General features: G+C 71.7%; 21 protein-coding genes. 10 read left to right on the plus strand and 11 right to left on the minus strand.

All coding sequences use genetic code 11. The annotated features are described in order from the left end of the window. From ACWDZ4_RS32955 to ACWDZ4_RS32965, 3 genes are all read left to right on the plus strand, one after another. Positions 1-867 (plus strand): WD40 repeat domain-containing protein (locus ACWDZ4_RS32955; RefSeq protein ID WP_451512060.1); only part of this gene is annotated, 867 nt, incomplete at its 5' end. Between the two features lie 13 nt (positions 868-880). After that, complete coding sequence (locus tag ACWDZ4_RS32960) at positions 881-1,735, plus strand: C40 family peptidase (RefSeq protein WP_451512061.1); 855 nt, start codon at positions 881-883, stop codon at positions 1,733-1,735. Between the two features lie 65 nt (positions 1,736-1,800). Further along, positions 1,801-2,193, plus strand: coding sequence for a hypothetical protein (locus ACWDZ4_RS32965; protein WP_451512062.1), 393 nt, complete (start codon positions 1,801-1,803; stop codon positions 2,191-2,193). A 150-nt stretch (positions 2,194-2,343) separates the two neighbouring features. On the opposite strand, the gene ACWDZ4_RS32970 is transcribed toward ACWDZ4_RS32965, so the two are convergent. Then, positions 2,344-2,814 (minus strand): hypothetical protein, encoded by a 471-nt coding sequence (locus tag ACWDZ4_RS32970; protein ID WP_451512063.1) that lies wholly within the window; start codon positions 2,812-2,814, stop codon positions 2,344-2,346. 435 nt (positions 2,815-3,249) lie between these two features. Between ACWDZ4_RS32970 and ACWDZ4_RS32975 the strand changes: the two genes are divergently transcribed. Beyond that, positions 3,250-3,771, plus strand: coding sequence for an ANTAR domain-containing protein (locus ACWDZ4_RS32975; RefSeq protein ID WP_451512064.1), 522 nt, complete (start codon positions 3,250-3,252; stop codon positions 3,769-3,771). A gap of 49 nt (positions 3,772-3,820) precedes the next feature. Next, positions 3,821-4,726: an SDR family oxidoreductase gene (locus ACWDZ4_RS32980; RefSeq protein WP_451512065.1), complete on the plus strand. Its 906-nt coding sequence runs from the start codon at positions 3,821-3,823 to the stop codon at positions 4,724-4,726. Between the two features lie 34 nt (positions 4,727-4,760). Here the strand turns inward: ACWDZ4_RS32980 and ACWDZ4_RS32985 are convergent, their stop codons facing one another. The 3 genes from ACWDZ4_RS32985 to ACWDZ4_RS32995 all read right to left on the minus strand — a co-directional run bounded on the left by ACWDZ4_RS32985 (position 4,761) and on the right by ACWDZ4_RS32995 (position 8,697). Further along, complete coding sequence (locus ACWDZ4_RS32985; protein ID WP_451512066.1) at positions 4,761-6,401, minus strand: phytoene desaturase family protein; 1,641 nt, start codon at positions 6,399-6,401, stop codon at positions 4,761-4,763. A 59-nt stretch (positions 6,402-6,460) separates the two neighbouring features. Beyond that, positions 6,461-6,916 (minus strand): SRPBCC family protein, encoded by a 456-nt coding sequence (locus ACWDZ4_RS32990; RefSeq protein WP_451512067.1) that lies wholly within the window; start codon positions 6,914-6,916, stop codon positions 6,461-6,463. 122 nt (positions 6,917-7,038) lie between these two features. Continuing rightward, complete coding sequence (locus ACWDZ4_RS32995) at positions 7,039-8,697, minus strand: catalase (protein ID WP_451512068.1); 1,659 nt, start codon at positions 8,695-8,697, stop codon at positions 7,039-7,041. A 697-nt stretch (positions 8,698-9,394) separates the two neighbouring features. Between ACWDZ4_RS32995 and ACWDZ4_RS33000 the strand changes: the two genes are divergently transcribed. Next, positions 9,395-9,754, plus strand: coding sequence for a hypothetical protein (locus ACWDZ4_RS33000; RefSeq protein ID WP_451512069.1), 360 nt, complete (start codon positions 9,395-9,397; stop codon positions 9,752-9,754). 60 nt (positions 9,755-9,814) lie between these two features. On the opposite strand, the gene ACWDZ4_RS33005 is transcribed toward ACWDZ4_RS33000, so the two are convergent. The 3 genes from ACWDZ4_RS33005 to ACWDZ4_RS33015 all read right to left on the minus strand — a co-directional run bounded on the left by ACWDZ4_RS33005 (position 9,815) and on the right by ACWDZ4_RS33015 (position 11,423). Then, entirely contained in the window at positions 9,815-10,312 is a 498-nt protein-coding gene (locus tag ACWDZ4_RS33005) for an Asp23/Gls24 family envelope stress response protein (protein WP_451512070.1), read from the minus strand. Positions 10,313-10,712: 400 nt separating this feature from the next. After that, positions 10,713-10,904, minus strand: coding sequence for a hypothetical protein (locus ACWDZ4_RS33010; RefSeq protein WP_451512071.1), 192 nt, complete (start codon positions 10,902-10,904; stop codon positions 10,713-10,715). A gap of 96 nt (positions 10,905-11,000) precedes the next feature. Further along, positions 11,001-11,423 carry a DUF6223 family protein gene (locus tag ACWDZ4_RS33015; RefSeq protein WP_451512072.1) on the minus strand — a complete coding sequence of 141 codons (423 nt, stop codon included), beginning with the start codon at positions 11,421-11,423 and terminating at the stop codon, positions 11,001-11,003. 218 nt (positions 11,424-11,641) lie between these two features. Between ACWDZ4_RS33015 and ACWDZ4_RS33020 the strand changes: the two genes are divergently transcribed. After that, positions 11,642-12,772 (plus strand): sensor histidine kinase, encoded by a 1,131-nt coding sequence (locus ACWDZ4_RS33020; RefSeq protein WP_451512073.1) that lies wholly within the window; start codon positions 11,642-11,644, stop codon positions 12,770-12,772. Further along, positions 12,769-13,431: a response regulator gene (locus tag ACWDZ4_RS33025; protein ID WP_451512074.1), complete on the plus strand. Its 663-nt coding sequence runs from the start codon at positions 12,769-12,771 to the stop codon at positions 13,429-13,431. The genes ACWDZ4_RS33020 and ACWDZ4_RS33025 overlap by 4 nt, the downstream gene beginning before the upstream one ends. 198 nt (positions 13,432-13,629) lie before the next feature. Here ACWDZ4_RS33025 and ACWDZ4_RS33030 read toward each other — a convergent pair whose 3' ends face one another. The 3 genes from ACWDZ4_RS33030 to ACWDZ4_RS33040 form a co-directional block, all read right to left on the minus strand. Beyond that, positions 13,630-14,205 carry a pyridoxamine 5'-phosphate oxidase family protein gene (locus ACWDZ4_RS33030; protein WP_451512075.1) on the minus strand — a complete coding sequence of 192 codons (576 nt, stop codon included), beginning with the start codon at positions 14,203-14,205 and terminating at the stop codon, positions 13,630-13,632. A gap of 338 nt (positions 14,206-14,543) precedes the next feature. Then, positions 14,544-15,815: a D-alanyl-D-alanine carboxypeptidase family protein gene (locus ACWDZ4_RS33035; RefSeq protein ID WP_451512076.1), complete on the minus strand. Its 1,272-nt coding sequence runs from the start codon at positions 15,813-15,815 to the stop codon at positions 14,544-14,546. Positions 15,816-15,918: 103 nt separating this feature from the next. Beyond that, complete coding sequence (locus ACWDZ4_RS33040; protein WP_451512077.1) at positions 15,919-17,604, minus strand: ribonuclease J; 1,686 nt, start codon at positions 17,602-17,604, stop codon at positions 15,919-15,921. Positions 17,605-17,852: 248 nt separating this feature from the next. Here ACWDZ4_RS33040 and ACWDZ4_RS33045 point away from each other — a divergent pair, with 248 nt between their 5' ends. Further along, complete coding sequence (locus ACWDZ4_RS33045) at positions 17,853-19,481, plus strand: peptide chain release factor 3 (protein WP_451512078.1); 1,629 nt, start codon at positions 17,853-17,855, stop codon at positions 19,479-19,481. 96 nt (positions 19,482-19,577) lie between these two features. Here the strand turns inward: ACWDZ4_RS33045 and ACWDZ4_RS33050 are convergent, their stop codons facing one another. Continuing rightward, positions 19,578-19,997 carry a MerR family transcriptional regulator gene (locus tag ACWDZ4_RS33050; protein ID WP_451512079.1) on the minus strand — a complete coding sequence of 140 codons (420 nt, stop codon included), beginning with the start codon at positions 19,995-19,997 and terminating at the stop codon, positions 19,578-19,580. Positions 19,998-20,397: 400 nt separating this feature from the next. Here ACWDZ4_RS33050 and ACWDZ4_RS33055 point away from each other — a divergent pair, with 400 nt between their 5' ends. After that, on the plus strand, positions 20,398-21,900 hold the full coding sequence (locus ACWDZ4_RS33055) for a SulP family inorganic anion transporter (RefSeq protein ID WP_451512080.1): 1,503 nt from the start codon (positions 20,398-20,400) through the stop codon (positions 21,898-21,900). Positions 21,901-22,108 lie beyond the last annotated feature (208 nt).

The following is a 22,108-nucleotide window of genomic DNA, read 5'->3' on the forward strand; positions in this document are numbered from 1 at the left end:
TTCTCCCCCGACGGACACCACCTCGCCTCCGCGAGCGCCGACCGTACGGTCAGACTCTGGGACGTACGCCGCCGCACACTCCTCACCACCCTCACCGGCCACACCGGCTCCGTCTTCGGCGTCGCCTTCTCCCCCGACGGACACCACCTCGCCTCCGCGAGCGCCGACCGTACGGTCAGACTCTGGGACGTACGCCGCCGCACACTCCTCACCACCCTCACGGGCCATCAGGACTTCGTGAACACCCTCGCTTTCAGCCCGGACGGCACGGCGCTGGCGGCCGGCGGTGACGATCTGACGGTACGGCTGTGGGACGTGGCGGACCGGGACGTCCGCGCGGTGCTGCGCGGCCACACGGGTTCGGTACGCGGTATGGCGTACAGCAAGGACGGGCGGACGTTGGCGAGCAGCGGCAATGACGGGACGGTGCGCCTCTGGGACACCGCACACCACCGGCTCACCGCCACCCTCACCGGCCACAGCGGCGCGGTACGGGCGGTCGCCTTCGGTCCGGAAGGCCGGAATGGCCCGGAAGGCGAAGAGGGCGCCCAGGCGCTGGCGAGCAGCGGCAGTGACGGGACCGTGCGCCTCTGGGACACCGCACACCACCGGCTCACCGCCACCCTCACCGGCCACAGCGGCGCGGTCTGGGGCGTCGTCTTCGACCCGCGGACGCACACGGTGGTGAGCAGCAGCAATGACGGCACCGTGCGGCTGTGGAACACCGACGTGAGCGCCGTTTCCCAGGACGTTTCCCGTTTCCTGTCGCACCGGGAGACAGCCGGCACCTCGACAGCGGCCGGCTCCACGACCCAGGCTCGAAGGGCCGGACCGAACCCGGACAGCCGGAGACCGGACGGAAGATGAACGGGGATCAGCAATGCGCAACCGATGGAGAGCGGCAGTCGCGGCGGCGGCCGTCGGACTGTCGCTCATCGCCTGGCCTGCGGGGCGGCCGGCACAGGCGGCGGCTCCGAGGGCGGCAGCCGCCGAAGGGTGCGACGTCCTCGCACCCGGCGCCTCGGCGGCGGCGGAGAAGGCGGTACGGGCGGCCTGTTCGCAGATCGGCGTCTGGTACTCGTGGGGCGGCGGCCACGGCCCGGCGCCCGGGCCCACCTACGGCGTGGTGGACCCCAGCGACCCGGCCAGCGAACACGACCCCGAGCGGCGCGGCTTCGACTGCTCGGGCCTCGTCCGGTACGTCTACGCCGAGGCGACCGGCCGGGACATCCTGAACGGCACCGCCCACAGCCAGTTCAACACCCCGCACGCCACAGCACGTTTCGGCGCCGCGGACGGGGCCGGGCCGCTGGTCCCCGGTGATCTGCTGGTCTACGGCAACGCCCGCGGGATTCACCACATCGCGATCCACCTCGGCGCGGGAAAGATGGTCGAGGCGCGGCAGTCCGGCACCCGGATCATGGTCAGCGATGTACGCCTGGGCGGTGACTACTTCGGGGCCGTACGCATCAACAGCGCCCCGGAGCGCGGGACGTTCAGCACCTGGGGCACGGACGTGTGGACGCATGCCGAGCCGTCCACGACGAGCGCACGGGTGCACAAGTTCACCGGTCCGACGTCCGTGCGCGTCGAGTGCCAGGTCCACGCCCAGCCGGTCACCGCCGAAGGCATCACCAACGATGCCTGGTCCTATCTGCCGGACCACAGCGCGTGGATCACCAACATCTACATCAAGGGCCCGGCCTGGCTCGACGGCGTGCCCACCTGCCCGTGACGCCCCGCCCCCTCACAGCTCACTCATCACCCTCATCCCACTCATCACACCTCAAGGAGAATCGCATGAACCTGAACCTGAATCTGAACCTGGGCAAGAAGCTCGCGATCGCCCTCGCCTCGACCGCCCTGACGGCGAGCCTCGCCGCCGTCACGGCCCCCGCCACCGCCGCGCCCGCCGGCCCCGCAGCCGAGTGCGGAGTCCGCTCGGACGGCAAGCTCTACTGCGGCAACCGGGCCGGCGCCAAGGGCTACGCGCACCGGTCGTACGGATCGGCGGTGCGGGGCCAGATGAACACGTCCTTCAGCTGGTTCTCGTGCTGGGGCCGCGGCGACAACCACCCGGGCGGCAACAACGTCTGGTACTGGACCCAGCTGGACAACGGCCAGTGGGGCAACATGCCGGCCGTGGACGTCCATACGTCGGTGGACCCGGCGCCCGGCCTGCGGGAGTGCTGACCACAGTCCCACGTTGGTCCCGCGCTGACGGCGGGCCGCCCCTTCGGACGGGGGGCGGCCCGCTCGCGCGCGTGCGTGCGGAGCCGACGGGTCCTCCCCGAGGGGCCCGGCGGGAGTTCGCGCGGCAGCACCTTCGCCGGTACCACGGCGTCACGCCGCGACCGCCACGGCCGTCCTGCGCAGCGTGGCCGCGGCCGCCACCGGGCGTTCGGCGAAGACCACGAGGCGCAGGACCGCGAAGCGGCCGATGCCCGCCAGCGCGGAAGCCGAGAGGTAGACGGCCTGTTCGGTGAAGACCGACGGCGCGGGCCGGACGGCGTACAGACCGAGCAGCGCTCCCGTCGTGAACGCGTAACTCACCAGGACCGTGAGGCCGGACTGCAGATGGACTCCCCAGCCGCCGCGCTCGCTGCGGAAGGACACCCGGCCGTGCAGCTCGGTCGCGATCAGGGTGGACACGACGGTGACCAGGGCGTTGGCGACGGCCAGCGGCATCCGGCCGTGGAGCAGCAGGAGCACACCGCTCGAAGCCAGCCCCACACCGCCGCCGCAGACGACGAAGCGCACGAAGGCCCCGGTCGTCGGGCGGAGCGGTCGGCGCTTGTGCGTGCGGGTGGTCACGGGGTGCCTCCGGGGAGCGGTTGGACCATTGCTCAGATTCCACTCCACGACCGGTGGGCCCGGCGTCGCCCGAACGGCCGGGCCCGCCCCCGACTTCTGTCAGGGTCACCTCCCCCGCCCGTCTCAGGGCAGAGCCCTGGTACGGAGGTACCCGGTGCGTACGCCGAGTACGTGACGGCGCCCTGTCCGCGGAGGTCGAGGAGGTGTTCCCGCTGGAGGACGCCGCCGCCCGTCGCCGCGTCGAGTCGGGCCGCGCTCGCGGCAAGCCCGCACCGTGCGTCGTCAAGCTGGTACTGCGCGTTATCCCTGACGAAAAAGACCCGAAGCCTCAAACCGGCAGAAACAGGGAATCAAACAGGGAGCACGTCGAACGGCGGGCCGTCGGCCGTTCCCTGCGCGGGGGCGGCCGCAGACTGGTCAGAAGGAGCCGGAGTCATGACGACGAACGACAACCGCACGGTCATCGCCGACAGCGAGGCTCCCGTGCACCGGGAAGACGGCCCGTCCCGGCAGGCGTCGGAGGCGGTCGGCTTCCAGACCGCACAGGCCGCCCAGACCGCACTGGAAACCGTCCGGCCCGCGGTGCCGGTGCCGGTGCCCGGGGAGCCGGTGCTGAAGAAAGAACTCGGCCGGCCCCGGCAGCCCCTGCCCCTGCCCCCGGAGGCCCGCCCGGTGATCGGCATCGCGCGTGGCATCGTCATGACGCTGGGCGGCTGCACCCACGAGGAGGCGTTCCAGGTCCTGATGGACGTCTCCCGGCACACCAACATCGAGCTCCGCGAGATAGCCCAGCGCCTCGTCGACAGCGTCGACGGGCCGCCGCCGTCCGGGCCGCTGCGTACGGCCCTGCGCAACGCCCTCGAACGGCTCGCGCCCCCACACCGCCCGGCACGGGTGGCACCGCTCCCTGAGCGGTGCCACCCGCATCCGCCGGCGCATGGCGGGCAGTCGCGGTGAAGGACAGGGCCGCACCGGAAACCACACGGCATCACCACGGAGGACGACGATGGCGAGAACGCTTCCCCTGCTGGGCCGCACCGCTGTGGTCACCGGCGCCGCGCGCGGCCTCGGAGAAGGCATGGCGCACGCGCTCGTGCGGCGAGGAGCCCTCGTGGCCCTGCTCGGCCACGAGGAATCCGAACTCGCCCGGGTCGCCGCCGCTCTCCCGGGCAGAGCCGCCCACTGGGCCGTCGACGTCACCGACGAGGCCGGGATGGCACGTACCGCCTCCCAGGTGGAAGAGCGCTTCGGGCCGCCCTCCGTGCTGGTGGCCAATGCCGGGGTGGCCGCGGGCGGCCTGTTCCTCGACTGCGACCCGGCGATCTGGCGACGGGTCGTGGAGGTCAACCTGATCGGCAGCGCGGTCACCGCCCGGGCCTTCCTGCCCGGCCTTCTCCGGACCCGCGGCTACTACCTGCAGATCGCGTCGCTCGCGGCCGTCGCCCCCGCTCCCCTGATGTCGGCGTACTGCGCCTCCAAGTCGGGTGCGGAGGCGTTCGCCCAGACGGTACGCGCGGAACTGGCGCACCGGGGCGTGGGGGTGGGCGTCGCCTACATCAGCTGGGCCGACACGGACATGATCCAAGACGCCCAGCACCACGGGGCCCTGCGCGAACTGCGCGCCCACATGCCGTGGCCCGCCGACAAGGTCTACCCGCCGCAGCCGGTGGTGGACCGCCTCGTCCGTGGGATCGAGCGGCGTTCTCCCGCCGTCTACACCCAGCCCTGGCTGCGCGCCGTCCGGGCGGCGCGCGTGTGTCTGCCGGGGATCGTCGCCCACCGGTCCCGGCGCGTACTCGGCCGCCTCGAAGGCCGCGCCGACCTCTCGGCGACCGGCCTGCTCGGGGCGGGCGGAGAGGCCGACGCCGTCGACGCGTCCCCGGGGTCCCCGCTCCACGGCGGCAACGGCTGAAAGGAGGAACAAAAAGGAAAGGGGAGAGCAGGGGTCAGGCTTTTGGGGTGGTGTCCGCGCGTTCGCCGCTCCTGTCGCGGCGGCTCAGAGCACGCTGTGTACGGCTGAGTACGCCCCCCAGGGAGCGGCTGTGCAGCGCCGCCTGCGCCGCGTTGGCGCCCGGGGCGCCGTGGACGCCGCCGCCCGGGTGTGCGCCGGCCGAGGCCAGGTACAGGCCCTTGACGGGTGTTTCCGGGCGGCCGCTGCCGGGGAGCGGGCGGAAGATGAGCTGCTGGTGAATGGCGGTGGTGCCGCCGTTGATCGCGCCCCCGCGGAGGTTGGCGTTCATCGACTCCAGCGTCGGAGGAGCGAGAATGCGACGGCTGCGGATGCGGGAGCGGAAGCCCGGCGCGTACCGCTCGACCTGGGCCTCCACCCGGTCCGCCATCGCTTCCTGCTCGCCCTTGTGCCAGGCGCCCGTCAGGCTGTCGTCCCCCGCGTCGCCCTTGATCCGGTGGGGGACGTGGGTGTAGGCCCACGCCGATTCGGTGCCCGCCGGTGAGCGGGAGGCATCGGCGGTGGTCATCTGGCCGAACAGTACGAACGGCCGGTCGGGAACCTGGCCCATCGCGATCTGCGCGGCGAACCGGGTCAGGCCGTCCACCCCGTCGGCCAGGTGCACCGTGCCCGCGGTCGAGGCTTCGGCGGCGGTCCACGGCACGCGGCCGTCGAGGGCCCAGTCGACCTTGAAGGTGGCGAAATCCCACTGGAAGGTGCGCAGGTCGTCGAGGAACCGGCCGGGCAGGTGCCGGGCGTCCACCAGCCCGCCGTAGAGATCCGGTACGGACACGTCCGCCAGCACCGCCCGGGTCGCCGGCACCGCTTCGCCGCCCGCGGTCCGCACGCCCACGGCACGCCCCGCCCGCACGACGATCTCGGTCACGCGTTCGCCGCAGCGCACGGCGCCGCCGCGCCGCTCCAGTCGCCGTACCAGCGCCGCGGTGAGTTCGCCCGCGCCACCGGTCGGCACGGGGAACCCGTACTTCTGGCCGAGCATGGACATGAGCCAGCCGAAGCCGCCGCTGCCGGCCGCTTCCGGGGCGAGGTCCGCGTGCAGGGCGTTGCCCGCGAGAAGCAGCCGGCCCGCCTCCCCGTCGAACTCCTCCTCGCCCAGCCGCCGCACCGGCAGCAGCATCGTCCGGGCCAGGTGCAGTCCGCCCGCGCTGCGCAGCCGGGCCGCGAGCCGGGCCGCGGAACGCACGGGCGGGAAGGGGGTGAAGAGGGCATCGAGGATGTCGGGACCGAGCCGGTCCCATACGCCGCACAGCCCCCGCCAGGCCGCGCCGTCACCGGCGGCCAAGGCGTCGAGGCCGGCGGCGGTGTCCTCGGTCCGGCGTTCCAGGACCGCGCACCGCCCGTCCGGGAGGGGATGTGCCAGCACGCTGGGGGCGTGGCTCCAGCGCAGCCCGTGTTCGTGGAGTGCGAAGCGGGCCAGGACCGGGGAGGCCGCGGCCAGCGGGTAGAAGGCGCTGAAGAGGTCGCTGACGTAATCGGGGTGCACGCCGCGGTCGCTGCGGACCGCGCCCCCCGGCTCGGCCTGGGCCTCCAGGACTTCCACCGTCCAGCCGGCGTCGGCCAGCAGGTTCGCGGCGACCAGTCCATTGGGTCCTGCACCGATCACTACCGCGTCCGGCATCCTTGTCTCCTGTCCGGTTCCTGTCCGGTCCTGTCCTGTCCGGTGTCCGACCTGGCGTCTCAGGACCGTTCGCCCGCATGCCGCGGGACGTGCTCGACTACTTTGGCCAGCCGGCCGAGCATGCTGCGGTGGCGTAGTTGCAGCAGGGCGTCGAGCGCCGTGTTGTGCAGCATGCCGCCCACTCCGCGCAGAGGGTGCTCGTCGAGGATGATCAGGGCGTCGTCCCCCCAGGGGCGGACTTCGATGGCGATCCTGGCGGTCCCCAGCGGGCCGCTGTCGGCTTCGAGTTCGAGTTCGTACGGCGGTTCGCTGCGGCGGACGACCGTCTGGCCCGTCGCCGCCCACGGTCCGAGGCGCACGGTGTACTCGATCGTGGCGCCGACCTGCGGCCAATCGCCCTTTTCGGGCCGCGACTGCGAGGTTCCGACCACCCAGTCGCCGTACCGCGACCCGTCGGCCAGGACCTCCCACACCACTTCGGGGGGCCTGCGGATCAAATGGTGCCGTACAGCCATCGGTCCTCCAGCGTCTCGAACGTCTCAGCGGAACGGATCGTGATCACCAGGCCCTGGGAGGGCGGGCTCCGCACGCGGACACACGCGCGGGGCCCGCCCTCAGGCCGCTTGTGGTATCGGTGTCACCGCGTGACGGCGTGCCGTTCGTCGGGAACGCAGTGCGTCATGGTCAGACCGGTCACGTCGCGCGGGGGGTTGTCCCCCAGGTTGGCCAGCCGCTTGCGGTCCTCCTCGGTGAGGTCCTGACTGGCCAGCGGCTCCAGCCCGGCGACGTCCTGCGGGCCGATGCCGAGCCCCTCGCCCACCCGCAGGCCGAGCTCGTTCTCGACGAGCAGGAAGTGCCAGACCATCCGCTCCTGCACGGGGCGGTCGCAGTCGGAGAGCATGGTGACGAGGTTGTGCACCAGGTCGTCCCGCTCCCAGTCCTCCATGAGGCGGAAGCGCTGGCCGGCCTGCATGTAGTCGTTGGTGCGCGGGATGCGCCTGCGCGCGAGCCTGCCGCGGATCTCCGGGCCCTGCTCGTCGTGCGTGGGGTACTGGCCCTCGCGCAGGCCGCCGGTGATCGACGGTTCGTAGTTGACGCTCGGGTTCTCCCCGGCCTGGTCCACGTTGTACGTCATCTGGCCGTCGCGCTGGTTGGTGCGTACGTCGGCGTTCTTGGCCTGGTTGACGGGCAGCTGGAGGTAGTTCGGCCCCACCCGGTACCGCTGGGTGTCGCTGTAGGAGAACGTACGGCCCACGAGCATCTTGTCGTCGGAGAAGTCCAGGCCGTCGACCAGTACACCGGTGCCGAAGGAGATCTGCTCGTTCTCGGCGAAGAAGTTGTCCGGCATCCGGTTGAGGACCATCTTCCCGACCGGCTTCGGCGGGAAGTCCTGCTCGGGCCAGGTCTTCGTGTCGTCCAGGGGGTCGAAGTCCAGCTCGGGGTGGTCGTGGTCCTCCATCATCTGGACGACGAGCTCCCACTCCGGGTAGTCGCCCCTGGCCACGGCATCGTAGAGGTCCTTCGTGGCGTGGCCGAGCCCCTGGGCCTGTACGTTCGCCGCGTCCTCCGCCGTCATGCTGCGGACGCCCTGCTTGGGCAGCCAGTGGTACTTGACCAGGACGGTGTCGCCCTCGGCGTTGACCCATTTGTAGGTGTTGACGCCGAACCCCTGCATGTGGCGGTAGTCCGCCGGGATCCCGCGGGGGCTGAACAGGTTCACGAGCATGTGCATGCTTTCCGGGGTCTGCGACATGAAGTCGAAGATCCGGCGCGGCTGTTGCTCGAAGGTGACCGGGTCCGGCTTCAGGGCGTGGATGACGTCCGGGAACTTGATCGCGTCGCGGATGAAGAAGACACCCAGGTTGTTGCCGACGAGGTCCCAGTTGCCGTCCTCCGTGTAGAACTTCACCGCGAAGCCGCGCGGGTCGCGGGCCGCCTCGGAGGAGTCGCGGCCGCCGATCACGGTGGAGAAGCGTACGGCCAGGTCGGTGCGGGTGCCGCGCTCCTGGAAGAGCTTGGCCCTGGTGTAACGGCTGATCGGCTCGTCACCCCAGGCACCGTACGCCTCGAAGTAGCCGTACGCGGTGACGCCCCGGGCGTGTACGACGCGCTCGGGGATGCGTTCGCGGTCGAAGTGGCTGATCTTCTCCAGGAACTGGTAGTTCTCCAGGGTGGCCGGGCCCCGGGCGCCCACAGTGCGCTGGTTCTGGTTGTCGTAGACCGGGTGGCCCTGCCGGTTGGTCAGTACCTTTCGGTCGTCGTCCGGGGACGGGCCCTTGCCCGATACATCGGTCACGATCTTCAACCCCTTCTATACCTATTTCGCCGGATATTCCACACTATTCCCCTTTGCCTGGAAGCTCGGCTCGTCCGATGGGGTTGCGGAGGCGCGTCGCCGCCTTCCGCACGCCCCGGAGTCGGGCTTCGCCGCCTGACCAGGTCCGGGGGCCGTCCGGCGCGGCCCTCGGGAATGCCGGTCTCAGCGCATCGCTGTCCCGCCAGTACCCACCGGAAAAGAAGTCATACGGCCGTCCTGGCGAAATCCGGCGACGGCTGCCCGCGGGGCGCGACGGACGTGACGGCCGACCGGCCGGCCAAGTTCCCGTTTCGCGCGGTCCACGGGCGACTGCGCCGCGGGCCCGCCCGGATCCTCCGTGGCCAGCGCCTGATTCGCGTCGACGAAGGGACGCATACGACCCTCAGGACGGGCGTACGCGACGCGATGATCACCGTCGGGCGTCCTGCCGAGCTCGTCGGCCCGTACGTACGCGCCCACCCGGGCGGCGCGAGAGGACGTACCGGCGCGGTAGCCCCGCCTCCCGGTCCCGCCTCTCCTCCAGGCAGTGGAAGCCCGGCCGGGGGTGCAGCCGGCCGGCACGGAGCGGCTCCAGGGGCTCGCGGCCGCGCGGCGACCGGCATCAGGCGCGGGCACTCCGCCAGGAGCCTCTCCGGCGGCGGGCATCACCGGGCCGGGGGCGGGTAGGCGGGCCGGTATGACTACTCATCGCAGCGCACAGCAGAGCGAGAAACCCCGGGTGGGTACCCGGGGTTACACCGATGTCGAGCGGGCCCAGGAGCGGTTGGAGGCCACCGGGGCGGAGCGAGAGCGTTCGCAGTTCTCCAGCGGCGCGTCAGCGGCCTACCACTGGGCTCTGGGCCGTGCGGAGCGCTCGCCGGTCACCGGGGCGAGCGGCTCGGAGGGCGTCCCCGACCTGTACAAACTGACCGCCGAGGTGGACGCGGCCGTGGTGCAGATGGACGAGCCGGTCAGCCGGCCCGGTCCGCGGGATCACACCCGGGGAGTGCACGACGCGCTGGCGTGGGTGTGCGGATACCGCGACGAGGCTCCGTGACCCGGTGGGCGGACGGGTGACGGACAGCCCCGCGGACGTGCGCCCGCCGTCGGGGGCCGTCTACTGCACGCGCCCGGTGCGGGTCTCCTCCCCCTTGTCCTTGCCCTCCGCCTCCTCCTCGTCCGGCAAGTGGACGTCGTTGACGGAGATGTTCACCTCCACGACTTCCAGGCCCGTCATCCGCTCCACCGCCGCGACGACGTTCTCGCGGACATCGGCGGCGACGTCGGTGATGGCGACCCCGTATTCCACGACGATCTCGAGATCGACAGCGGTCTGACGCTCGCCGACCTCGACCGTGACCCCACGGGTGACGCTCGGCCGCCCGCCGGGAACCCTGTCCCGTACGGCGCCCATGGTGCGGGCGAGGCCGCCTCCCAGAGCGTGGATGCCCGGCACCTCCCGCGTCGCCATCCCGGCGATCTTCTCCACCACCCCGTCCGCGACGGTCGTCCTGCCCCGTGTCGCGGGGGCCGCGTTCGCCCCGGACTTGCCCTGCAGCGTGGTCGCACCGGAGACACGGGGTTCGTTCTTGGCTGCGCTGGTCGCTTCCGCCATGGGAAGCCACCTCCTCGAACAGGCGGGCCCCTCAGAGCCCTGCGAATGTATAAGGCCGCAGTATCCATTCGTACCCGATCAGGCCCATATGTGCTCGTCCTGGCCCGGCCGGAGACCGTCCGCGGACCGCCCGCGGGGCTGGACCGTACGGCCTGCGGCAGGCATACGAGGCAGTTTTTGCGCACAGGCTCCGGAACCCTCGTTCCACCCGGACCGGGGCGAGCTTGACCGGACCTGGGTGAGCTTGACCGGGCCGGGGGGAGCTTGACCGGGCCGGGGGGCTTTCCCCATGGGCGGCGATGACCAGCCCGGCCCAGCGGTCTGCCGGCAGCGGTCGATGCCGGCGTGGGTGGCAAGGGTGCGGGCCTGTCGTCCCTGTCGCTGAGGAGGCGCTCGGTCTTCAGGCGGACGACCGTTCCCCGATACCGGGCAGCGGCTCGTCGTGGCCGAACCGGGCGGCCGGCAGACCGCCCAGCAGGCGAGCGAGGTGCGGGACCTCGTGACCGGCGTCCAGCACGGCCTCCGGTACCCGACTCCGACTGGTGGCCACCGTCGGGACGTACACGGCGAGTTGGGGCCGGACGGCGTCCAACAACGCCGTCCAGGAGGTACGGCCGGTCTCCAGGGCGACCGCGCCCTTGAACGGCGAGCCCGGGCAGACCCCAACGCGCGCTCGCGTGCACTGCGTTCAGCCGGTGCGGCGGAAGCGGGCCAGAGTCAGCCCGCCGAGGGCCGTGCCGATCACCCCCACCACCAGGGCCACGAGGGCCCCGCCCAGCCCGTTGCCGGTGCCGATACCACCGGAGGAGGTGGCCACGACCAGGCCACCGAGGGCCGTGCCGATCACCCCCGCCACCAGGGCCACGACGGCCCCGAGCCGCCCGTTGACCCTGCCGGTACGGCCGGAGGAGCGGGCCAGAGCCAGCCCACCGGCGACCACACCGGTCAGCCCCACCAGCGCGGCCACGACGGCCCCGAGCCGGCCGGCGCTCATGGCGTCAACACTGGCGGCGGCGGGCTGGACCGAGGCGTGTGCGGCTGCTGGTACGGCAAGCCCGAAACCTCCGATCAGGGCGGCTCCGGTCACGGCAAGCACAGATAGGACTGACATGAGGTGCTCCTTCTCCTCCGGCGAATGGACGTTGCCTGATCATGTCCGCCGGGCCCAGCGCCGGTCGTCCGGCGGACGCAGGCAATTCGCGCTGCCGCCGGTGCCGCAACCGGCTGCTGCGGACGCCGCAGGAGCCGCGAAAGTACCGCGTGTGCGGTAGTCGGCCACTCGTCCCCCAGCGGGATTCGCCCGCAGCGGCATCCGGCTAGGGTGCGCGCATGAATACAGGACGGTCCGGTGTCCGGGCCGGTGTCGGAGACTGGGCGATCGCCACCGGCGTGGCGGCGGCGCTGCTGGTCACCGGGGTGTCCGGGCAGCACTCCGCCACCGGCCTCGATCTGCTCGGCTACGCGCTGCTGACGGCCGGCGGTCTGGCGCTGGCCGCGCGTCGCCACGCTCCGGTCTCCGTCCTGGCCGTCACCGGGCTGTGCGCGGTGGGCTACCAGGCGGCCGGTTTCGACGTGCCTGCCGTCGCGTACCTGTTCGCGGTGTACGCAGCCGTACGGGCGGGACACCGCACCCTCACGGTGGCGGCGAGCGTGGTCGTGCTGGCCGTTCTCCCGCTCGCGGCCCTGGCCTCGGGCCTGCACGACACGGGCGAGGCGTTCGCGCGGGCCCGAGGCGCCCTCGAACTGGCCTGGCTGGTCGCGGCCGGCGCCGCGGGTGAAGCGCTGCGGCAGGCCGAGCGGCGGGCGGACGAAGCCGAGCGCACCCGGGAGGAGACCGCGCGGCGCCGCGCCGACGAGGAGCGGTTGCACATCGCGCGGGAGCTGCACGATTCGCTCACCCACCAGATCTCGGTCATCAAAGTGCAGGCCGAAGTCGCCGTCCACGTGGCCCGCAGGCGTGGCGAGCAGGTGCCGGAGGCCCTGCTCGCGATCCAGCAGGCCGGGCGTGAGGCGGCCCGGGAGCTGCGCGCGACCCTGGAGGCGCTGCGCGACGACGACACGGCGCCGCCGCCGCGTGGGCTCGACCACGTCCCGGAACTGGTGGAACGGGCCCGTACGAGCGGCCTGGACGCGACGTTGACGATCGAGGGACAGCGGCAGGACGTGCCGGCCGCGGTGGACCGTACCGCCTACCGGATCGTTCAGGAATCGCTCACCAACATCGCCCGTCACGCGGACGCCGCCACGGCGTCGGTCCGGATCGACTGCCGTCCGGACACTCTCGCGATACGCGTCGACGACGACGGCAGGGCCACACCGGGCACCGTCCCGGTGCCCGGTGTCGGACTGCTCGGGATGCGCGAACGCGTCACCGCTCTCGGTGGCCGCCTGCGGGCGGAGCCGCGCGGCGGGGGAGGCTTCACCGTCCAAGCCGAACTCCCCGTGGACCAGACGTCATGATCCGTGTCCTGCTGGTCGACGACCAGCCGCTCCTGCGCAGCGGATTCCGCGCGCTCCTCGACCTCGAGGACGACATCGAGGTGGTGGCCGAGGCCGCCGACGGGAAGGAGGGCCTGGCTCTCGTCAAGGAGCATCTGCCCGACATCGCGCTCATCGACATCCACATGCCTGTTGTCGACGGCATCGAGGCGACCCGGCGCATCGCCGCGGACCCGGCCCTGGCCGGGGTGCACGTCGTCATCCTGACCAACTACGGCTTTGACGAGTACGTCTTCAACGCCCTGCGCGCCGGCGCGGCCGGGTTCCTCGTCAAAGACATCGTGCCGGAGGACTTCCTGCACGCCGTACGCGTCGCCGCGCGCGGCGACGCCCTGCTCGCACCGTCGATCACCCGCAAGCTGATCAACCGCTACGTCGCCCAGCCACTCCGCACCGGCGCCGGCACGGAGCTGAAAGAACTGACCAACCGTGAACGCGAAGCCGTCGCCCTGGTCGCGCAGGGCCTGTCCAACGACCGGATCGCCGACCACATGGTGATCAGTCCGCTGACCGCGAAAACCCACATCAACCGGGCCATGGCCAAGCTCCATGCCCGCGACCGCGCCCAGCTCGTGGTCCTCGCCTACGAATCCGGCCTGGTAGTCCCGCGGAGCTCCTGACATCTCCTCTCCGCCGCCCCACGCTGAACCCTCCGAGTTCAAAAGCACCCTCCGAAGTGAGGGAGCTCCGAGACAGGCCGGTCGCAGCGGTACGGGGCGGCGTCCTGCGGCATCGCGGGCCGGCCGGTGCCCCGGAGATCCGGCATGACCAACCGTCGGTGCGCGGAAGGACCGCCGAGGTCGCCGAGGCGGAGCCGGTTACCGGTCCGTGAGCAGCGGGTCGGCCGGCGCGGCGGTGAAGTAGTCGGCGTCCTTGGGGCGCTTGAGCTCGGGGCCCTGGGGGCGGCGGGCCGGTTCGAGGTGGGGTATGTGCTTGGAACAGTGGATGAAAGCCTCGGCGATGCTGAGGTGGACCCAGAATTCGGGCTGTCGTCCCGGGGCTGTGTCGACCGGTATCAGGGGGTGGCGGGCACGGAGCTCCTGCGCGCCCACCAGCCGGGCCGATCCATTGACGTGCAGCCCGATGTGGTGATGGGTGAAATCGATGAACAACAGCCCCAGATGCGGATTCTCTGTGATGTTTCCGGCACTCGCCATGACACCGTTCCCGCGGTACTCGGGGTAGGTGAGGGTGTGCTCGTCCAGGACGGTGACGAATCCCGGCGGGCCCGCCCGGAAACTGGCGTCGCAGTGGCCGCGGGCGTCCGCCGTGGAGAGGAAGACCATCGACTGCCGGCCGATGAAGTCCCGCATCACCTCGGTGAGGCGGGGGTGGACCTGCTGGTCGTAGAAGGCGTCGGCGCGCGTCGCGGTGCCGAGGTGGTCTTGCAGCATGCGCTCCCCGCGGGATGGGGCGGCGTCGTGACTGTTCACAGGTGTTCGCTTTCCGGCCGGTGTCGTGCGAGTACGGGGGTGCGGCAAGGACAGGAACGCCCCATGCCGGCCCCGGGCCCGAGCCCTCGCAGCACCTGCGGCAAAGTGCCCTGCCTCCCGGCGATGTGCCGAGGCGAGACGGCGGCTCGTACGCGGAAGAGGCCGGCACGGCGGTGCGCACCCACGTCGTGGTCACCGGCGGCGGTCCCGGTGTCACGACGTCTCCGAGGGGTGCATTATGCACCAGGGCATCGGTGCGCGCCGAGGGTGAGGGGCGTTCCTGCCGCCCCTCTTCCGTCTCAGGGGCCCAAGGAGTCCCGACGGGACCGGATCCTGCGCACCACGGCACGGACCTGCCCGCGAGCAGACGTGAACCGGTCCGTCACCACCGGCTGACGGTACCGTCCCCGCCCCCTCGCGATGACGACCGCGGCCAGGCACACGGCGGCGACGAGGGCGCCCAGCAGGGCGTACCCGACCCCGGCGCCGGACTCCTCTGGCAGCGCGGCGGCCCGCGCGACGGAGCTCGGCCCGGCCTGGGACGCCCGGGGTGCGGCGGGCGGCGTGAGCGAGCCCACCGGGCCGGCACGCCCCGCGGCGGCGAAACCCCAGTCGAGGAGGGCGCGGGCCTCCTCGTACACCGCGGACCCACCGCCCCGCTGCGGGTTCATCACCGTCACCAGCAGGGTGCGCCCGCCCCGGTGCGCGGCGGCGATCAGGGTGTGGCCCGCGCCGGAGGTGTAGCCGTTCTTGACGCCGATCAGCCCCGGGTACCGCTCCACCCCGTTGGATCCGGTCAGCAACCGATTGGTGTTCTGGATCCCGAAGGTCCAGGTGGAGCTTCCGTCGGGACGTGTCCCGCCGGGGAAAGCCGCGTCTGCGGTCGCCGCGTACTGGGCGAACTGCGGGTCCGCCAGCCCGGCGCGGCCGAAGACGGCCAGGTCGTGGGCGGAGGAGACCTGGCCCGGGGCGTCGTAGCCGTCCGGGGAGACCACGCGGGTGTCCAGCGCGCCCAGGGCGCGGGCCTTGGCCTGCATCTGGCGGGCCGTGACCTCCCAGCCGCCGTTCATCTCGGCCAGTACACGCACGGCGTCGTTGCCGGACCGCAGGAAGACACCCCGCCAGAGGTCCGACACCTGGTAGGTGCGGCCCGGCGCCACACCCACCAGGCTGCTGCCCTCGCCCACTCCCGTGAGCTCGTCCTTGGTGACCGTGTGCAGGGCCGCGCCGGAAAGGCGGGGCAGCGCGGTGACCGCGAAGAGCGTCTTGATGGTGCTGGCCGGCGGCAGGCGGCGGTGTGCGTCATGGGCGGCGAGCACCTCGCCCGTGCGCGCGTCGGCCACCAGCCACGAGAGCGCGGACACGTCGCGCGGAAGCTTCGGCGCCCCCGGCCGGAGCCGCACATGCGTCCCCGGCCGGTGCAGCAGTGATGCCTCGGCGGAGACGGGATGTGGCGGCAGCGGCTCGGGGCGCGGAGCGGCCGTGGCCGGTGCCGCCACGAGGGCCGGCACCCAGACAGCAAGAGCCACCGCACTCACGAGGCGGGGGCGGAGAAAAGAGCTGATGACCATTCAGTCACCGTAGAAAACAGCTCCGGTGCGCGCAGGTCCGCCTGGGCCGACCGGCCGTATCGGAGGGGTGGTCTCCGGGCGGGCAACGGTCCGGTCGGTCCGGTCAGGCGTCGATGATGACGGGGATGATGAGGGGCTTGCGGCGGTAGGTCCTGAACGCCCAGTTCGCCACCGCGCGGGCGATGAGCTGTTCGAGCTGGTGCGCGTCTCCCACGCCTTCCTCCGCCGCGGTGGCGAGGGTCTTCTCGATGACGGGGATGACGGGCTCGAAGGTGGTGTCGTCGTGGACGAACCCGCGGGCCAGGAAGTCGGGGGCCTCGGCGAGGGCTCCGGTGTCGGCGTCGACGATCGCCACGACGGTGACGACGCCTTCCTCCGCGAGGGTGACGCGGTCCTTGAGGGACGCTTCGGTGGCGCCGCCGACCGTCATGCCGTCGACGTAGACGTTGCCCGCGGGCACCTTGCCGGTGATGGAGGCGCGCCCGTCGACGAGGTCGACGACGACGCCGTCCTCGGCGATGACGACCCGGTCGGGGTCGACACCCGTACGGATGGCCAGGTCGCCGTTGGCGCGGAGGTGGCGCCATTCGCCGTGCACGGGCATGACGTTGCGGGGCTTGACGATGTTGTAGCAGTAGACGAGCTCACCGGCGCTGGCGTGTCCGGAGACGTGCACCTTGGCGTTGCCCTTGTGGACGACGTGGGCGCCCCACCGGGTCAGCCCGTTGATCACCCGGTAGATGGCGTTCTCGTTGCCCGGGATCAGGGAGCTGGCCAGCAGGACGGTGTCGCCCTTGCCGATGCGGATCATGTGGTCGCGGTTGGCCATCCGCGACAGCGCGGCCATCGGCTCGCCCTGGGAACCGGTGCACACCAGGGTGATCTTGTGGTCCGGCAGCTTCTCCAGTTCCCGCAGGCTCACGACCAGGCCGGAGGGGACCTTCAGATAGCCGAGTTCACGGGCGATGCCCATGTTGCGGACCATCGACCTGCCCACGAAGGCGACCTTGCGGCCGTGCTGGTGCGCGGCGTCCAGAACCTGCTGGATGCGGTGCACGTGGCTGGCGAAGCTGGACACGATGACCCGCTTCGGGGCGGTGCGCATGACCTGCTCGATCGCGGGATTCAGATCGCGCTCGGACGTGGTGAAGCCGGGGACCTCGGCGTTGGTCGAGTCGGTGAGGAACAGGTCCACCCCCTCTTCGCCGAGCCGGGCGAAGGCCCGCAGGTCGGTGATGCGCTCGTCCAGCGGGAACTGGTCCATCTTGAAGTCACCGGTGTGCAGCACCATCCCGGCACCGGTGCGGATCGCGACCGCGAGACTGTCCGGGATGGAGTGGTTGACCGCCACGAACTCGCAGTCGAAGGGGCCGAACCCCCGCCGGTCGCCCTCACGCACCCGTACCGTGCGGGGTCTGATGCCGTGTTCCTTGAGCTTGGCCTCCAGGAAGGCCAGTGTCAGCTTCGAGCCGACGACAGGAATGTCCGACCGCTCGCGCAGCAGGTACGGAACGGCGCCGATGTGGTCTTCGTGGCCGTGGGTCAGCACCACTGCCATGACATCGTCCAGGCGTTCCCGGATCGATGTGAAGTCGGGGAGGATCACGTCCACCCCGGGCTGGGTCTCTTCGGGGAACAGCACGCCGCAGTCGACGATGAGCAGCTTGCCGGCGTACTCGAAGACGGTCATGTTGCGGCCGATCTCCCCGAGGCCGCCCAGGGCGACGACCCTCAGGCCTCCGTCGGGCAGGGGAGGAGCGGCTTTAAGTTCGGGATGCGGATGACTCATATCTTGACGTTACCGGAGAGCCGAGCGCGGTGATCCTTTGGTGTCGCCGTCCCGCGGGCGAGCCTACCTTGACGTCAGAGTAGCTTTGGAGCCGGCATGGGCGCCGGCGCGCGGGACACGGCCGCTGCCCGGCGTACGGGAGCGACCGCCGGAGCCGTCCGGCCCTTCGCCGGAGGCCGCTGAGGGTACGAGGGGCGCCGGGGGTACGAGGGGCGCGTGACAGGGTTCCGGTGACAGTGACAGTGACAGTGACAGACAGCGACGAAGGCGGTTCGGTGAACACCATGGGCGGATCGGCAGCCGGCGAGGCGGCCCGGCGACGGACGTTCGCCGTGATCAGCCACCCCGATGCGGGCAAGTCCACGCTGACCGAAGCTCTGGCCCTGCACGCGCACGCGATCACCGAGGCGGGTGCGGTGCACGGCAAATCGGGACGGCGCGGGGTGGCGTCGGACTGGATGGAGATGGAGAAGGCCCGTGGCATCTCGGTGACCTCGGCGGTGCTGCAGTTCGCCCACCGCGGTCATGTGCTCAACCTGCTGGACACCCCCGGCCACGCGGACTTCTCCGAGGACACCTACCGGGTGCTGGCGGCGGTGGACTGCGCGGTGATGCTCGTCGACGCGGCCAAGGGACTGGAGGAACAGACCCGCAAGCTCTTCGACGTGTGCCGCCACCGGGGCGTCCCGGTGATCACGTTCGTCAACAAGTGGGACCGGCCGGGGCGTGAGGCGCTGGAGCTGCTGGACGAGATCGAGCGGGAGTTCCGTCTGCGGCCCACCCCCCTCACCTGGCCGGTCGGCGCCCCGGGATACATGCACGGTCTGATCGACGTGCGTGAACCCGGGCAGATGCTGCGCTACACCCGCACCCCCGGCGGGTCCCACGAGGCCGTCGAGGAGCTGGTACCGGCCGAGCGGGCCGCCCTGGAGGAAGGCGCCGACTGGGAGCAGGCCACGGAGGAACTCCAGCTGCTGCGGGCGGACGGGGCCGGGTTCGACCGGGCCTCGTTCCTGGCCGGCACGTCCACTCCGGTCTTCTTCGGCGCCGCGATCTCCAACATCGGCGTACGGCTGCTGCTGGACGCCCTCGTCGACCTCGCCCCGCCGCCGGGCCCGCGGGAGCTGGAGGGCGGCGGCAGCCGGCCGGTCGACGCCCCGTTCTCCGGGCTCGTGTTCAAGGTGCAGGCGAACATGGATCCCTCGCACCGCGACCGGATCGCCTTTCTGCGGGTGTGCTCGGGCGTCTTCGAGCGGGGCGCGACCGTCACCCGCGCCGCCTCCGGCAAGCCGTTCGCGACCAAGTACGCGCACAGCGTCTTCGGGCAGGACCGCTCCGTGGTCGACACCGCCTACCCCGGCGATGTGGTCGGTCTGGTCAACGCCGCCGCTCTGCGCGTCGGTGACACCCTCTACGCCGGACCGCCCGCCCTCTTCCCCGCCATGCCCACCTTCGCGCCGGAGCACTTCGCGGTCGTACGCCCCGTGGACATCGGCCGCTCCAAGCAGTTCAGACGCGGCATCGCCCAGCTGGACGAAGAGGGCGTCGTGCAGGTCCTGGTGTCCGATGTGCGCGGTGACCAGGCGCCGGTGCTCGCCGCCGTGGGGCCGATGCAGTTCGATGTCGTCTCCGCCCGCATGGCGGGTGAGTTCTCCGCCCCGGTACGGCTGGAAACGCTCCCCTACCACCTGGCGCGGGCCACCGACGCGGCCGGAGCGGCGGACCTGAACGGCTCCCGGCTGGTCGAGGGCGAGGCACTGACCCGTGTCCGGGACAAGGCGGTACTCGCGCTGTTCCCGGACCGCTGGCAGGCCAACTCCTTCGGGCGGGCCTTTCCCGGAGCCCGGCTGGACCCGCTCCTCGCCGCCCACGACTGAGGGGCGTCCGTGCGTCCGCCCGGTGAACGGCGAAGCCTTCCGCGTCGGCAGAACAGGGACGGAGCCGGCCGGCGGCGGCGCACCCCCGCACTGTCGTCAGTGCTCGTCAGTGCGGGGGTGCGCCGGATCGAGCCTGTGGCGCAGGGTGGCGGCGAAGTCCTCGGCGGCCGTCAGCTGGGCACGCAGTGTCTCGCAGCGGGCGTCGGCGGCCTTCCGGTAGGAGTCCAGCCGCTCGCGCAGCCGTTCCTTCTCGTCGCCGGCCGGCGGATCGTCCGTGGCGGCGAGCCGGTCGGTGATGTCCAGCAGGTCGCGCATCTCCTCCAGGGAGAAGTCCAGCGGCTTCATCCGGCGGATCACCGTCAGGCGCTCGACGTCGGCCTCGGTGTAGAGGCGGAAGCCGCCCTTGCTGCGGGCGGAGGGGGTGACGAGGCCGACTTCCTCGTAGTGCCGGATCGTGCGCAGCGACAGGCGGGTGCGCTCGGCCACCTCGCCGATCTGCATCTGCCGCTCAGTCATTCTCCGCGCCTTCGTCTTCCGCGTTCCGCTCCATGTCGAACATGTGAAGCGCTTCAGCCTACGTGTCCGGGATCACGCACCCCGAAGGCTCGTTCACCTGCGCGCTTCGCACGCCATCCCTCGGACTCTGCCCTCACGTCAGGGTAGAGTGTTGGTGCGGGCTCCGGGCCGGGCGGATTCAGCCACGGCGATCTCATCGGAGCTAAGGCCCCGACCGGCCGTCTCCGCCAGCAGACTTCCGGGCAATGATGCCCGACCGGCAGCCACGACGGCTGCCGCTCCATCCGGCAGGGCCCCCGTCGAGGCCGGGCCGCCGGGATCTCCGCCCCTTGGCGCGGAACCGAGTACGACGCGTGTGCATCCAGCGGACGGATGCGTGCGCCCGAACAGAAACGGTTGCATGTCTTCACCGCTGCCCGCGGCCCCCAGGTTGCGCATCACCAAGCCCGACTGGCTCGACTCCCCGAAGGTCTTCCGCACCGAGGTGCTGGCCGGCCTCGTGGTCGCGCTGGCCCTGATCCCCGAGGCGATCTCGTTCTCGATCATCGCCGGCGTCGACCCCGGCATCGGCCTCTTCGCGTCCTTCACCATGGCCGTGGTGATCTCGATCGTGGGCGGCCGCAAGGCCATGATCTCGGCCGCGACCGGCGCGATCGCCCTGGTCATCGCCCCGCTCAACCATGAGTACGGGCTCGGGCACCTGATCGCCGCGGTCATTCTCGGCGGCCTCATCCAGGTCGTTCTCGGCGCCCTGGGCGTCGCCAGGCTGATGCGTTTCGTGCCGCGCTCGGTGATGGTCGGCTTCGTGAACGCCCTCGCGATCCTGATCTTCATGGCCCAGGTGCCCGAGATGCACGACGTGCCCTGGGCCGTCTGTCCTCTGATCGTCGGCGGCCTGGTCCTCATGGTGCTCTTCCCGAAGATCACCAGGGTCGTCCCGGCCCCGCTGGTCTCGATCGTCGTCCTGACCGTGATCACGGTCGCCGCCGGCATCGCGGTGCCGACCGTGGGCGACAAGGGCGACCTGCCGTCCTCGCTCCCGGTGCCGGGCCTGCCGGACGTGCCCTTCACGACGGACACGCTGACCACCATCGCCCCGTACGCCTTCGCCTTCGCGCTGGTCGGGCTGATGGAGTCGCTGATGACCGCCAAGCTCGTCGACGACATCACCGACACGCACTCCGACAAGACCCGCGAGTCCATCGGCCAGGGCATCGCCAACATCGTCACCGGCTTCTTCGGCGGCATGGGCGGCTGCGCCATGATCGGCCAGACCATGATCAACGTGAAGACGTCCGGCGCCCGCACCCGCCTGTCCACGTTCCTGGCGGGTTCCTTCCTCATGGTCCTGTGCATCGTCTTCGGCCCGGTCGTCTCGGACATCCCGATGGCGGCGCTGGTGGCGGTGATGATCCTGGTCTCGGTCGCCACCTTCGACTGGCACTCCGTCCAGCCCGGGACGCTCCAGCGGATGCCGGTGGGCGAGACCACCGTCATGGCCGTCACCGTCGCCGCCGTGGTCGCCACCCACAACCTCGCCGTCGGCGTCGTTCTCGGCTCGGTCACCGCCATGGTCATCTTCGCCAAGCGCGTCGCCCACCTGGCCCGGGTCTCCGGAGTCGTCGGCCCCGACGGCAGCCAGGTCGTCTACGCGGTCACCGGCGAGCTGTTCTTCGCCTCGTCCAACGACCTCGTCCACCAGTTCGACTACAAGGACGATCCGGACGACGTCGTCATCGACCTCTCCGGCGCCCACATCTGGGACGCCTCCTCGGTCGCCGCCCTGGACGCCATCGAGTCCAAGTACGCCCAGCGCGGCAAGAAGGTCACCATCGTCGGCCTGAACGATCCCAGCGCCGAGATGCACGAGAAGCTCGCCGGACAGCTCACCGCCGGTCACTGAGAACCGCCCGCCGGGCCGTCGGCCCGCTGGGGCGGCCGGTGCGGTGAGCGTGCGCGGAGTATCCCGCACCCGAGGGGGAGGCGGGGGGGGGCGGGCGGGGGGGGCGCCCCCCCCCCCCCCGGCCGCCCCCCCGCAGCGCCCCCACCGGGGCGCCCCCCCGCGGCGGCGCGGGGCGGAAGAGGCGGGGGGGGGGGGCGGGTGGGGGGTG

It is taken from the genome of Streptomyces sp. NPDC003016 (genome assembly GCF_053591455.1).